Annotated in this window: 6 protein-coding genes; all 6 read right to left on the bottom strand. The window is 65.5% G+C overall.

Features of this window, described 5'->3' with window-relative positions; genetic code table 11:
* Window positions 1-138: 138 nt before the first annotated feature.
* The 6 genes from treY to treS all read right to left on the bottom strand — a co-directional run bounded on the left by treY (window position 139) and on the right by treS (window position 14,475).
* On the bottom strand, window positions 139-2,832 hold the full coding sequence (treY, locus tag QHC78_RS19595; protein WP_319747584.1) for a malto-oligosyltrehalose synthase: 2,694 nt from the start codon (window positions 2,830-2,832) through the stop codon (window positions 139-141).
* A complete protein-coding gene (gene malQ / locus QHC78_RS19600; RefSeq protein ID WP_319747586.1) occupies window positions 2,829-4,949 on the bottom strand; it encodes a 4-alpha-glucanotransferase in 2,121 nt (706 codons plus the stop codon). The genes treY and malQ overlap by 4 nt, the downstream gene beginning before the upstream one ends.
* Complete coding sequence (gene treZ / locus QHC78_RS19605) at window positions 4,946-6,736, bottom strand: malto-oligosyltrehalose trehalohydrolase (protein WP_319747588.1); 1,791 nt, start codon at window positions 6,734-6,736, stop codon at window positions 4,946-4,948. Before treZ ends, malQ begins: the two co-directional genes overlap by 4 nt.
* 72 nt (window positions 6,737-6,808) lie before the next feature.
* A complete protein-coding gene (glgX, locus tag QHC78_RS19610) occupies window positions 6,809-8,896 on the bottom strand; it encodes a glycogen debranching protein GlgX (RefSeq protein WP_319747590.1) in 2,088 nt (695 codons plus the stop codon).
* Between the two features lie 4 nt (window positions 8,897-8,900).
* The gene (gene glgB, locus QHC78_RS19615) at window positions 8,901-11,102 is read right to left on the bottom strand and encodes a 1,4-alpha-glucan branching protein GlgB (RefSeq protein WP_319747592.1); all 2,202 of its coding nucleotides are present in this window, start codon (window positions 11,100-11,102) and stop codon (window positions 8,901-8,903) included.
* Complete coding sequence (gene treS / locus QHC78_RS19620; protein ID WP_319747594.1) at window positions 11,080-14,475, bottom strand: maltose alpha-D-glucosyltransferase; 3,396 nt, start codon at window positions 14,473-14,475, stop codon at window positions 11,080-11,082. The genes glgB and treS overlap by 23 nt, the downstream gene beginning before the upstream one ends.
* Window positions 14,476-14,483: the final 8 nt, after the last annotated feature.

Here is a 14,483-nt window from a genome sequence, read left to right on the forward strand (position 1 = left end):
ACGCGTCTGGGCCACTCGTTTCTTCGAAAACAGCGTCCCTGATGCGTTCGATGCCCACTTTTTCAACGGCCTGTTAGAGGCTGCGCCCGGAGAGTGGGTAGCCTCGCGCCAACAGCCTAGGATGAGGGAGAAAGGGTGTCAGGCAACCATCAGGGCGACCGGGAACTCGCGCAGGAGGTCGGCTACGCGTATCGTGCCGCCTTCGATGCCGCAATCCGGGCCGCCCAGCACATTGCGCAGCATCCCCGCCGGCGCCACCACGCCTGCGGTTTCGACCACCGTGTCGCCCCATGCCGCAGGCGGCACGTGAGGCACCGGCGCGGGGCCGGCCGCGGCCAGTACCAGTCCGGCTGCGCAGTGCGGCACCACCACCAGCGCGACACGATCCTGGTAGCGGCGGGCAAAGGCCAGCACGGATTCGGCGGCATCGCCGCTGGCCGCCAAGGGCAAGTAGTCGCCGCGGCGGAACAGTTCCGGGTCGCGCCGGCGCAGCGCCAGGACCCTGCGGATCGACTCGAACTTGATGCATCCGTCGCGCCAGCGGGCGATCAGCGAGGCGTTGTCGGCATCGCACTGCAAGGCCTCCCGCCGCCGCGCGTAGTCCACCGGCCGCCGGTTATCCGGGTCGACCAGGCTGAAGTCCCAGAATTCAGTGCCTTGATACAGATCCGGCACGCCAGGCGTGGTCAGGCGCAGCAGCGCCTGCACCAGGCTATTCAGCGCGCCCGCAGCGCCGGCGCGGGCCACGAAGGCCGACAGCTCGAGCAGCGTCCGGCCATTGCGCCGGGTATCGAGCACCGCGCGCAGAAAGTCGTTGCATGCGCGCTCGTACTCGTCGGCCGGCGTGACCCAACTCGAGCGCAGCTTGGCCTCCCGCAGCGACTTGGTCTGCCATTCCGCAATCCGCTCGGCCAGCGCCGCGATGCCGGCCTCGTCATCGATGAACAGGTCCAGGGGCCACGCCCCAAAGATCATCTGATACAGCATGTACTCATCGGCGGCAGCCGGCCGTGGCCCTTCCCTGGCCTTGAACACCTCGTGGCGGCGCATCCAGACTTCCACCTGGCGCAGCCATTCCCGGTCGAGTTCACTCAATACGGCAAGCCGGGCGCGGACGTCTTCGCCACGCTTGTGGTCATGGGTCGCGGTAGCCAGCATCGAATCGGGGGAACGCGCGGCGCGGGCCAGAACCTTGCGGTGGAAATCGTCGATGCCGAGCGAGAACGTGCCGGGATCGGCGCCCACCTCGTTGCGAGACAGCAGGCGCCCATAGCGATAGAAGCCCGTGTCTTCCACCGACTTGGCGGCCAGCGGTGCCGTCAACTGCTGGAACCGCCGGATCGCTTCCCGGCGCCACGTCCGCACTGCCGGCGTAATGGTTGCGTCGGGGGCATGCCCCAGCCATTGGGCCAGCAGGTCGAGCAACCGGTAATCGGCCCGCCGCAGGACGTGCCGCGCGCCCTTGCAGGCGATCCGCATGAAGACTTCGTCGGCGGCCTGGGGCGTTTCGCCGCCTGCATAGGTCCGGTAAACCGGAAAATGCACCAGCAGCTCGGCGAGCACGCGCCGGATAGCGGGCAAGCCCCAGTCGCGGCTCAGGAGATCGGCACGGGCGATACGATGGAGCACGCGGACCAGCGCGTCGAATTCGCCGCCGAAGTTCTGCGCGATGAGCTTGCGCCGGACCTCGAGCACCAGCGACCGAAAACCGCGGGACTCGCCCGACACGGACTGCCATTGGGCAGTCAGCGGCGGCTCCCCGCCCGGGTGGTGCAACAAGGCACCGACCTCGTTCATGAAGTCGTAGCCGGTGGTGCCGTGCACCCGCCACGCAGCCGGAAGATGTTCTTCGGCCGCGAGTATCTTTTCAACCACGATGTACGGCACATCGCGCGGGCAGGCCTCGGGCCGCCGGGGGTTGAGCGCGACGAGACTCTCCCTCAGGTAGCGGCAGTATCCTTCCGGATCGGCCAGCCCGTCGATATGGTCCACCCGCACACCGTCGACCAGCCCTTCGGCATACAGGCGGAATAGCAGTTGATGGATGGCCTCGCGCGTGTCCTCACGCTCGACGCGCACCCCGATCAAGTCGCTGACTTCGAAGAACCGCCGCCAATTGATTTCTTCCGCTGCACTGCGCCACCATGCAAGGCGATAGTGCTGACGCTCCAGCAATGCATGAAGACGCACCCTTCCTTCAGGCTGCGACGCGTCATACGATCCGGGAGGCTGGGCAGCGATCTCGGCCTCGAATTCGGGGGCCACCGGAAAACATGCATCGAAATAGGCGATGACGGAATCGCCCGTACGCTCGTCGCGCTGCAAGGACAGCTGCCCGTCCACCAGCACCTGGCCGTACTGGTCGCCCAGGAAAGGCGCCAGGACCTTGCCGCACAGTGCCGTATCGGCGGGGTCCCAGTCGATGTCGAAGTATTCCGCATAGGGGCTGGCGTGCCCCAGCTTCAGAACGCTCCACCACCACGCGTTGTCCGGGCCGACACCCATGTGGTTGGGAACGATGTCGACGATCAGTCCCATGCCGTGCGCCCGCAGCCGGGCTACCAGCCGGCGCAGACCCTCTTCTCCTCCGAGTTCTGGGTTGACGGTACCGTAGTCCACCGTGTCATACCCGTGCATGGAGCCCGGGCGTGCCCGCGTAATAGGCGAGGCATACACATGACTGATACCGAGGCCGTGGAAATACTCCACTTGCCCGGCGGCATCGTCGAAGGTGAAACCGGCATGGAACTGCAGGCGCACCGTAGCCCGGGGCACGCCCGGCGCCACCTCGGGCGGGCGGGCGGTAGCCGCGGGGGCGACGCGGGCGCTCATGCGATTCCCCGGGTGCGTGACAATTCGGCGGCCCGTTCCGCTACTTCTTCTTGCGCGAACAGGGACTCCACCGACACCGGCATGCGGCGCCGCCAGTTGGGGTGGCTGTCGATCGTGCCCGGCAGGTTGGGTTGCTCGTCCAGGCCCAGCATGTCCTCCAGCGGCACAACGGCCAGCGGGGCAGGCGTATCGGAGACGAAGCGCAGTATCGCCTTCACCGGCGGATCTTGCGGCACCGGCCCCGGCTCGGGCTGGGCGCCGGCGCGGACCAGGTCCTCCCACAATCGCGCGCGGTCCTGCTCGCGCGCGGCCATGGGCGGCGGCTCGCCGCTGCCGTCCGCCAGCAAACCCAACTTCTCGCGCCATTGAATGTCCGTGCCCCGCCACCATCCCGCCACGGTGGGCAAGTCGTGCGTCGTCGTCGTGGCCAGTGCATGCGTAGACCATTCGCCCGGTTGCCGAAATGGCGCCCCCGGCCATCCCCCTTCCCTGGTGAACCACAGTACATCCATGCCCAGCATGCCTGCCTGCGCGATCTCGGCATTGAAACCTTCGGGGACCGTGCCGAGATTTTCGCCGATGACGATGGCGCGCGAACGCCACGACTCCAGGGCGATGAGGCGCATCATGTCACGGAAGGGGTAACGCACATACGCACCTTCAGCGGGTGACGCGCCTTCGGGCACCAGCCACATCCTGGACAGCCCCAGGGCATGGTCGATACGTACGCCGCCGGCGTGAGCCAGGCTCGCGCGCAGGACTTCGATAAACGCGCGATAGCCATTGGACCGCAGCGCCCGGGGGGAAAAGGCGGCCAATCCCCAGGCCTGGCCCTTGGGGTTGAAGACGTCCGGCGGCGCCCCCGGCGACAGCCTTGCCAGCACCTCTTCCTGGCGCATCCACGCGTGGCTGCCGTCGGGATCGCTACCGACTGCCAAGTCGGAAATCAGGCCTATGGGCATACCCGCCGCGCGGGCCGCGCCCTGGGCACCCGCCAAGCCACGTGTCGCCAGCCATTGGAGAAAGGAATGGAACCGCACTTCCTGCGCATGGTGAAGCGCAAACCTTTCGACCTCCGGGCTGGCCGGCGAACGGAACGCCGCCGGCCAGTGCCGCCATCCGGTCTTGTCGCCGGTTTCGGCGACACGCCAGGCATGGATGGCCTCGAAGCGTGCGTGAGCCTCCAGCGGCTGGCCGCCCCGGCGCTCGAATGCCAAGAACTCCTGGTAGACACGCGGCTCGACATTGCTCGGAAAGTCGTCGAACAGCGCGCGCAATACCGTCAACTTGGCCTGGCCGGCTGCCGGCCAATCGACCAAGTCCAGCCCGGCGAGCCGCGCCAGTTCTCCGCCCAGTCCCTTGGCCGATACCGCCGCCCATGCCTGCTCTCCGAACACGGTCTCGGGATCGATGTACAGGGCATTCAGGAATAAGCGGCTCGATGGCGCATAGGGACTGTAGCGCGCCGGGTCGGCGCTGAACGACGCATGTACCGGGCTGATCGCCACGGCGGCCGCCCCGCGCGCGGCCGCCTCCCGGGCCAGTTGCTGCAAGGCGGTGAAATCGCCGAAACCGGCGCACCCAGGCGCGGCAACCGCACCCTGGCCACGCCGCAGGCTGTAGAGTTGCGCGCCCAGCGCCCATATGCGTCCCTGTTCGCGGTGCATGGCGTCGGCCACGCCGAAGCTGCGGCGCGGCGCCACGGCCAGCGTGCAGCTCGCGCCCTCGAGCTGCAGCGTATGGTATCCCGGCCTGTCGATGCCGGACAGCACCAGGTGCCCCGACTCATTGCGCCGCGCTACGCCGTCGTAGCTGCCACCGTCCTCGAACTGGACGTGATAAGCGGCCTGTTGCGCAGTGCCGGGCATCGGCACCTCGATGGGCTCGCTCTGTACGGCTGTCCTCAGCGCGGCCGGCTCGCGCGCCTCGAGCTGCATCAGGAAGGCCAGGCTGGCCGAGATCTGGGCCGGGGTATCGGCCTGGATGCCGAACTCGGTAAGAATGGTCCGCAGGACGTCCGGCGCCACCGCGTGATCCCGGCCCATGGCGTCTTTCCAATGCACCGCTATGCCGGCCGCGTGGGCCAGTTGTTCGAGATCGTTATCGGGCGAGCTCATGGCGTTTCTGCCTCCATCCAGGCGACCGTGCATGCGGGCGCAAGGGTGCCCTGTCGCAAGCTCCGTGCCGCCTCCGGGCTGCTTTCGAAAAGCAGCGTGGCCGCGGCGGGGGGCGGATCGACCGCCACGGGGGCATTGTCGAAGTTGGCATAAATTGCCCATGCCCGCCCATCGCCCAGGCTCCACCGCGCTTTCACGGCCTCCGGCCCGACCGCCTCCGCCCCCAGTGCCCGCGCCGAGTCGAGATGAGGCACCAAGACATCACGACGGCAGCTCAACAGTGCCTGGTAATAAGCGGGCCACTCATCCCGCGCCTCGAAGATATCCCGGCGAGAGGCTTCGAAGGTCGCAGCGTCGTTCGGATCCGGAATCGCCGCCCCGGCATCCGCGAATTCTGCAAAACTGGCGAACTCCTTGCGGCGGCCTTCCCTCACCGCCTCAGCCAGCTCGGGACCATGGCTGGTGAAGTACAAGAACGGCGTTTCGGCGCCGTATTCTTCGCCCATGAAGATCAACGGAATCTGCGGCGCCAGCAGAAGCAGCGCAACCGCGGCCTTGAGGGCCTGCGTCCGGCCCTGCTGGCGGACCAAGGTCTGAAGGCGCTCGCCCAGCGCGCGATTGCCGATCTGGTCATGGTTCTGCAGGAACAGGACGAAGCTCGTCGGCGGCAAATGCGCCGAAGGCTTGCCGCGCGGCTTGCCCTCCCGATGCGGAGAAGGCTCGCCCTGGTAAACGAATCCCTCGGCCAGGCAGCGCGCCAGCTGCCGGGCGGGCTGGTCGTCGTAGTCGCGGTAATAGCCCTGGTTTTCGCCGGTAAGCAAGCGATGCAACACGTGATGCCCGTCGTCATTCCACTGGGCGTCGAATTCGTGCTCGAGCAGCGAGACGGCGTTGCCGTCGTGTTCGATCACCAGGTGCACGTGCCGCTGCCGGTCCGTGGATAGGCGCACGACGTTGGCCATTTCTTCGAGCCAGTCCTGCTCGGCGATCGCATGCACCGCGTCGAAGCGCAGTCCGTCGAAACGGTATTCCTGCAACCAGTAGACGGCATTGCCGGTAAAGAATTCACGCACCGGCTTGCGCCGGAAGTCGATGGCCGGTCCCCACGGCGTCTGCACGTCTTCCCGAAAAAAGGATGGCGCGTAGGCATGAAGGTAATTTCCATCGGGACCGAAATGGTTGTAGACCACGTCCAGGAACACCATCAGGCCCAAGCCATGTGCGTCATCGATCAACGCCTTGAGATCCTCGGGCGTGCCGTACGCACGATCCGGCGCATAGGGAAGCACCCCGTCATAGCCCCAATTCCTGGGTCCGGGGAAATCGGCGATAGGCATCAGTTCGATCGCCGTCACGCCCAGCTCGGCAAGGCGAGGCAAATGGCTGCGTACACCCTGGAAGCCGCCCAGCAGGCCGGCGTGCAGTTCATAAATCACCGTCTCGCTCCAGGGGCGGCCGCGCCAACGCGCGTGCCGCCAGCGGTAGGCGGCGGGGTCCACCACCACGCTGGCATCATGCACGTCGCCATCCTGCATGCGAGATGCCGGGTCGGGGATCGACGATCCGTCCTCGAGCCGGTACCGGTAGCGCGTTCCCGCGCCGCAGCGCGCCTCGGCCTCGAACCACCCGTCGCGTTTCGCCTGCATGGGAACGACTGCTGCCTGGGGACGGCCAGGCTCCAGCTCCACCGACATCGCCCGCTGACCGGGCGCCCATAGCCTGAAACGCGTTCGGTCGGCGCCGAGCAACTTGGCGCCGAATCTATCGGCAAGAAGCGTCTTTTTCATTGCTAGGCCATCCCGAGATGAAAAGCACGCCCCCGGAGGCCGCGAGCGGTAAACGCGTGGGAAGTGCTGTATTCATGGTGTGTTCGTCCTGCATCCGAGCAGTACCGCGCTGCGTGGCAGGAGCTCGATCGACGGTTGGTCCAGCCCGGTTTCCGGCTGCTCGGGCCGGGCGCTGTCTATCAATATGCGCCACGCCATGGCCGATGGCGGCAAGGCAAACACCACTGCATGTCCATTACCATTGACCATGAACAACGTGGCTTCGATTTCGTCGTGCTGCCTGACGGCGCGGCGCAGCGCCAGGGTGCGCCGCTGAGGATCGTTCCAGGCGTCGTCCCAGATGGGCTCCCCATGCTCGTCGAACCAGGCGATCTCGGGCAGGCCCTCGGCAACGTAGTGGTTGTTGACCATGAAACGCTCGCTGCGTAGCGAAGCGTAATCGTGGCGCAGCGCGGCAAGGCGCGAAACAAAGGCCGCCCGCGTCCGCCCGCCATCCGATTCGGCAAGCTGCCAGTCGAACCAGGAGATCTCGTTGTCCTGGCAATAGGCATTGTTGTTGCCGAGCTGGGTCCGGCCGAATTCGTCGCCGCCGAGCAGCATGGGCGTGCCATGGGAACAGAACAGTGTGGTCAGCATGGCGCGGGCGACCGCCTCGCGTGTCGCCAGGATGGAAGGGTCGTCCGTCGGCCCTTCGACGCCCCAGTTGCTGCTGTAGTTGCCGTTATGGCCGTCGCGCCCTTCCTCGCCATTCGCATCGTTGTGCTTTTCCGCATAGCTGACCAAGTCCGCCAACGTAAAGCCGTCGTGCGAGGTCACGAAATTCACCGATGCCCATGTCTTGCGATGGCGCCGGTTGAACAAATCGCCCGACCCGCACAGCCGTGTCGCGAGATCGGGCCGCATGCCCTCGTCGCCGCGCCAGAACCGGCGCACGCCGTCGCGAAAGCGGTCATTCCACTCGGCAAAGCCTGGTGGATGGTGACCGACGTGGTAGCCGCCCGGACCGATATCCCAGGGTTCCGAGATCAGCTTCAGCCGGGACAGCAAGGGGTCCTGCAGCAAGGCATCAAAGAATCCAGCCCCCGGATCGAACCCTGTCGCCTCCCGCCCCAGCGTCACGCCCAGGTCGAAACGGAACCCGTCCACATGGAATGCCTCGGCCCAGTAGCGCAATGAATCCATGACCATCTGCAGCACCCGCGGATGCGAAAGGTTGAGCGTGTTGCCGCAGCCGGTATCGTTGATGTAGTGGCGCTCGTCTCCAGGAATCAAGCGGTAGTAGCTGGCATTGTCCAGGCCGCGCCAGCACAGCGTGGGGCCGGTTTCGCTGCCTTCGCACGTATGGTTGTAGACCACGTCCAGAATGACTTCGATGCCGGCCGCATGCAGATTGCGCACGGCCACCCGGATTTCGTCCAGGCTGTTGCGCGAAAGATAGGTCGCCTCGGGAGAAAAAAAAGACAGCGTGCTGTAGCCCCAGTAATTGCGCAGGCCTCGTTCGACCAGGAAGCGGTCGTTCACGTGCGCGTGAATGGGGAGCAACTCGACGGAAGTCACACCCAGCGACAGCAGATGATCGATGAGTTTCGGGTCTCGCAAAGCCTGGAAGGTGCCGCGCTCGATGGGCCGCAGATCCTCGCGCAGCATGGAGAGTCCGCGCACGTGGGCCTCGTAGATCAAGGTCTGGCCCCAGGGCCATTCGGGCCGCTGGTCGCCGTGCCAATCGAAGGCATCGTCGACGACCACGCACTTGGGCATGGCCGCGGCGCTGTCGCGGCGGTCCATGCCGCGCCCTTCTCCGCGATAGCCGTTCAGCGCGTCGGTCCACCGCAACGACCCCACGAGTTTGCGGGCATAGGGATCCAGCAAGAGTTTATGGGGATTGAAGCGATGGCCATGCTGGGGTTCGTAGGCGCCGAAGGCCCGATAGCCATAGACCAGTCCTGGCCCAGCCTGGGGCAAGTACCCGTGCCAGACCTCGTTGGTGCACTCGGGCATGGGCATGCGCAGGAGCTCCTTGCGTCCCGATTCATCGAACAGGCAAAGATCGATCCTGGAGGCATGGGCGGAAAAGACCGCGAAGTTCACGCCCATCCCGTCACAATGAGCGCCGAGCGGGAAAGGCCGGCCGGGCAACAATCGATCGGCGACGGTTCGCATGGCGCTACGCCAGGGGTTCGAGCAACAAGGTTGCCAACGGCGGCAGCGTCAAGGAGAGCGAATGCGGAAACCCATGGGCACCCTGATCCTGGGCATCGATAGCCCCGCCGTTGCCCACGCCCGAGCCTCCGTAATCGGACGCGTCGCTATTGAGGACCTCCCGCCAACGTCCACCGCCCGGAACCCCGACCCGGTATCCGCTGCGCACCACGGGCGTCATATTGCAGACCACCAGCACGTGGCGCTCGCCGTCTGTGCGCAAGTAGGCAAAGACACAGTTGCGATCGTCGTCTCCCACGATCCAGCGGAACCCAGCCGGGTCGGCATCGAGCCGGTGCAGCGCCGGCAGCGAAACATAGGCCCGGTTCAGGTCGCGCACCAGGCGCTGCACTCCGGCGTGGAGCGGGTCGGAAAGCGCATCCCAGGCCAGTTGTCCATCGTGGTCCCACTCCCGCTCCTGCGCGATCTCACCGCCCATGAACAGGAGTTTCTTGCCGGGATGGCCCCACATGAAACCGAAATAGGCCCGGAGGTTGGCGAACCGCTGCCACCGGTCTCCCGGCATCTTGGCGATCAACGATCCCTTGCCGTGCACCACCTCGTCGTGCGAGAGCGGCAGCATGAATTTTTCGGAATAGGCATACACCATCCCGAAGGTCATGTCGTTGTGGTGATACTGGCGGTACAAGGGGTCCCTGTGCATGTAGCGCAAGGTGTCGTGCATCCAGCCCATGTTCCACTTGTAGTGGAACCCGAGGCCCCCGGCCTCCACCGGCGCCGTCACACCAGGCCATGCCGTGGATTCCTCGGCAATCATGATCGCATCGGGCACCTGCCGGCGCACCCGTTCATTCAACTCCCGCAAGAAGGAGATCGCCTCCAGGTTTTCGCGTCCACCGTAGAAATTCGGTATCCACTCTCCTTCGCGGCGGCTGTAGTCCCGATACAGCATGGACGCCACGGCATCCACACGCAGCCCGTCCACGTGATAGCGCTTCAATAGCGCCAGCCCGCTAGCCCAGATGAAGTTACGGACTTCATTTCGGCCCAGGTTGTAGATATAGGTATTCCAATCCTGGTGGAAGCCTTCCCGCGGATCCTGGTACTCGTAGAGCGCCGTGCCGTCGAAGCGGGCGAGGCCGTAAGGATCGGTAGGAAAATGCGCCGGCACCCAGTCCAGGATCACCCCTACCCCGGCGCCATGGCACCGGTCGACGAAAGCAGCGAAATCGCGAGGCGACCCATAGCGCGAGGTCGGGGCAAACAGCCCCAGCGGCTGATATCCCCACGACCCGCCGAACGGGTGCTCCATGACGGGCATCAGTTCGATATGGGTAAATCCCATCTCACGCACATACGGAATCAGCCGGTCGGCTAACTCGTGCCACCCGCAGGTCTGGCCGCTTTCGCCCCGCAACCACGAACCGGCGTGTACTTCGTAGACCGAGATGGGAGCCGCCGGCGCGTGGCGCGCTGCCCGCTCCCCCATCCAAGCCTGGTCGGTCCAGGAAAACGGAGCGGGATCAGCCACGATGGAGGCCGAGCCCGGCGCGTGCTCCGCCTGCCGGGCATATGGGTCGGCCTTCTGCGCCAGCACGCTGCCGTCCACCCCGATCAGTTCGTACTTGTAGGCCTCGCCATGAGAGAGCCGGGGCACGAACAGCTCCCAGACCCCGGCGGCATAGCGCAGCCGCATAGGATGGCGGCGGCCGTCCCATGCGTTGAAATTACCCACCACCGACACGCGCTTGGCGTTGGGTGCCCACACGGCGAAGCGTACTCCGGGCACGCCGTCGATTTCGGTGCAGTGGGCGCCGAGGCAGTCATCCACCGCCTCGTGGGCGCCCTGAGCGATCAAGGCCAGATCGTCTTCGCCGAGGATGACGCCGAACGCATAAGGATCCTCGGTTTCCTGGACCGCCCCCGGCCATTGGATGCGCAGGCGGTAACCGGTGCGCCGAGCCAGGAAACCCGCCTCGGCACACCCCTGGAACAAGCCTTCCCGGACGTGCGCGAGCGGCAGCACCGCGCCGGCATCCGAAACGGCCTCCACGTGCAGTGCGCCGGGCAGGAAAGCCCGTATGCAAACCGTATCGCCCTCGTTGTGCGGCCCTAGCACGGCAAAGGGATCCGCATGCCGGCCCGCCACGAGGGCGTCGATATCGGCGGCCGCCACCCCGCCGTCAAGATTGCTGTCCGTGCTCATCAAAGTCTTCTTCCCTCCGGATCGACGGGTCTTCTTCTCTCCGGATCGACGGTTCGATTCGAGCGGCCAGCGACGCCAATCCGCGCACCGGCACACTTATCCAGTTGGGCCGGTTGGCGGCTTCGTAACTGATCTCGTAGGCAGCCTTCTCGACCAGGAACAGCAGCAGCAACGCTTCAGCCTCTTCCATGTCGACCCAGGCATGCGGTGCGACGGCCGCCACTTCGCGATAGGCGTCGAGAAAGGCATGCGACGCTTCCGAACGGAACCGCTCGAGCAGTACATCGCGGCGCTGGGCGACGGTATCGATCGACGGCCCCGCGATCGGACTGGCTCCGGCAGCCGCCGTACCCATATCACGCGCGACCGCCGCGGCATAGTCGAACGAGCGCAGCAGGCCCGCCACATCCCGGATCGGATTGCTCTTGCGCCGCCGCTCCTCCATCGTACGAGCCGGCTCGCCCTCGAAATCGATGATGTACGCGTCGTTCTGGGCGACCAGCACCTGGCCGAGGTGGAAGTCGCCGTGCACGCGCGTCAAGCGCGCGCGCTTCACTCCCTGCCCCAGCCTGGCGAGCGCAGCGGCCAGCACATGGCGGTTGTCCAGCAGCATGGAGACGTCGGCGGCGGCATCGCCCCAATCCCGCCCGTCCGCGAGGATGGCCATCGCCCGGTCCATGCTCTGGCGGGCATCCTCGACCCAGCGCGCTACATCCTGGTCGTGTGCCTCGACGGGGGAAAAAGCGGGGTCGTCGCTGGGCACGGCAAGCGCTGCGTGCAGCTCGCCCAGCCGCTTGCCCATGGCCGCGGCAAACGCCGCGTAGCCGCGCAGTTCCTGCCCGTAGTCCTCGGCGCTTTCGTCGGTGAACGTCGCGTCGTCCAACGTGCGGCGCAAGTACTCCAGCGTCCAGTTCCAGGCGTCGCCCTGGTTGCCCACGTATTGCTGGACCAGCATCAGCGTATGGGGCGTACCGTCCTCGTCCACGCGTACCACTTCACCCAGCAGCGCCGCCGTATTGCGGAACCCCAGCCGGGTCAGGTAGCGCGTCATCTCGCCCTCGGGATGAACACCCGCCGTCACCCGCCGTACGATCTTGAGCACCGCTTCGTTCGCCAGCACCAGCGAGCTGTTGGATTGCTCGGCCGACAGCCACTGGATGGGCGTCTCGGCAGTGACGGTCACTGCGTCCAGGCCAGGCTCGGGGAGGAACCGTATCCGCGCCGCACCGCCGCCATCGGAGGCGTTGCGCGACTCCAGTTCGAGTCCGCTCTTCAGGCTGTCGAATACCGCCACGGCGAAGCTCTGCAGGCTGAAGGCATCGGTCACCATGCCCACCAGCGGACCCCGCCGCACGCGGGCCAGCGCGAGCTGTTGCTGCAGGGGAGGCAATGTCTCTTCCCAGATCAGGCCGAGCGGCACGACATAGCGCTCGCGCCGCTCGCCCAGATTGGCCTCGATCTCCGCCAGGTACAGCTCGTCGGCGGCCGGCAGCCGCACGCCGTAGACGACGTGCCCTGACAAAATGCGCTCATTCTTCGAAGCGAACCAGCGCCGCAGCGACAAATACTCCGGCAGGACCACCTGTTCGAGCGTGCGGCGCGACTCTGCCATCAGGTCGTAACCGACCTTGCCTCTCAGCACGAGGGTCCGGAACTCGCGCAGCTGATCTGCGGTCGCCAGGTGCCAGGTCGGAGGCGTCGCGGTCGTGCTCAGTTCGAACCAATAGAAACCGTAAGGCGGAAGGGTCAACAAATAAGTCAGACGCCCGATGGCCGGGAAAGAGGTACCGCCCATGAGCTCGACCGGCACCCGTCCATCGAACTCCGCCAAATCCAGCTCGACCGCCTGCGGCGTGTGCGACAGATTGGCCACGCACAGGATCGTGGTCTCTTCGTACTCCCTCAGGTAGGCGAGGATTTTTCGGTTGCCGGGATACAGAAAGCGCAAGGTGCCGCGGCCGAACACCCGATACTGCCGCCGCTTGGCCAGCATGCGCCGCGTCCAGTTCAGGAGCGAATGGGCATCGCCCGCCTGGGCCTCGACGTTGACGGCCTCATAGCCGTACAAGTTACCCATCAGCGGCGGCAACACCAGCCGTTCGGGATCGGCGCGGGAAAAACCGCCGTTCCGGTCTGGCGACCACTGCATGGGTGTACGCACGCCGTCGCGATCGCCAAGGTGCACGTTGTCGCCCATGCCGATCTCGTCGCCGTAGTAGATGACGGGGGTACCCGGCATGGTCAGCAACAGGCTGTTCATCAATTCGATGCGCCGCCGGTCGCGCTCCATCAGTGGCGCCAGGCGCCGGCGTATCCCGAGGTTGAGTCGCGCCCGCCGGTCCGCCGCGTAGACCTCCCACAGATAATCCCGCTCGCTGCTGGTCACCATCTCGAGCGTCAATTCATCATGGTTGCGCAGGAATATGGCCCATTGGCAATTGGACGGAATATCCGGCGTCTGGTGCATGATGTCGGTAATGGGAAAGCGGTCTTCCCGGGCGATCGCCATGTACATGCGCGGCATCAGCGGGAAGTGGAACGACATGTGGCATTCGTCGCCTTGCCCGAAATACTCCTGTGCATCCTCGGGCCACTGGTTGGCCTCGGCCAGCAGCATGCGGTCGTCGTAGGAAGCGTCCAGGTCCTGCCGGATGCGCCGCAGTATCGCGTGCGTCTCAGGCAGGTTCTCGTTGTTGGTTCCCTCGCGTTCCACCAGATAGGGCACTGCATCCAGCCTGAGCCCGTCCACTCCCAGATCCAGCCAGAAATGCATGACGCTCAGGATGGCCTTGAGCACCCGGGGATTGTCGTAGTTGAGGTCGGGCTGGTGCGAATAGAAGCGATGCCAGAAATAGGCGCCCGCCACGGGATCCCAGGTCCAGTTCGATTTCTCGGTATCGAGAAAGATGATGCGCGTGCCTGCATACGCCTGATCGTTGTCCGACCAGACGTAGAAATTGCGGGCAGCAGACCCGGGCTTGGCATGGCGCGCGCGCTGGAACCAAGGGTGCTGGTCCGACGTATGGTTCACCACCAGCTCGGTGATGACGCGCATGCCGCGTTCATGCGCCGCATTAATGAAGCGGCGCACGTCGGTCAGCTCGCCGTAGTCGGGATGCACGCCACGATACTCGGCGATGTCATAGCCGTCGTCACGACGCGGCGACGGATAGAACGGCAGCAGCCAGATGGTATCGACACCCAGCTCGGCAATGTAATCGAGCTTGGCGAGCAAGCCGGCAAAATCGCCGATGCCGTCGTTGTTGGCATCGAAGAACGACTTCACGTGCAGCTGGTAGATCACCGCATCCTTGTACCAGAGCGGATCACCGCGGTTGACGGCATTCACCGATGTCTCGCGCTTGCTGTTCATGCGTCCTC

Origin of the sequence: Pigmentiphaga sp. (assembly GCF_033795525.1) — a bacterium.
In the GTDB taxonomy this organism is placed as follows: Bacteria; Pseudomonadota; Gammaproteobacteria; order Burkholderiales; family Burkholderiaceae_B; genus Pigmentiphaga.

Coding starts and splice junctions, on each gene's coding strand:
- treS (WP_319747594.1), bottom strand. CDS start 14,475: ATGAACAGCAAGCGCGAGACATCGGTGAATGCCGTCAACCGCGGTGAT.
- glgX (WP_319747590.1), bottom strand. CDS start 8,896: ATGCGAACCGTCGCCGATCGATTGTTGCCCGGCCGGCCTTTCCCGCTC.
- treZ (WP_319747588.1), bottom strand. CDS start 6,736: ATGAAAAAGACGCTTCTTGCCGATAGATTCGGCGCCAAGTTGCTCGGC.
- malQ (WP_319747586.1), bottom strand. CDS start 4,949: ATGAGCTCGCCCGATAACGATCTCGAACAACTGGCCCACGCGGCCGGC.
- glgB (WP_319747592.1), bottom strand. CDS start 11,102: ATGAGCACGGACAGCAATCTTGACGGCGGGGTGGCGGCCGCCGATATC.
- treY (WP_319747584.1), bottom strand. CDS start 2,832: ATGAGCGCCCGCGTCGCCCCCGCGGCTACCGCCCGCCCGCCCGAGGTG.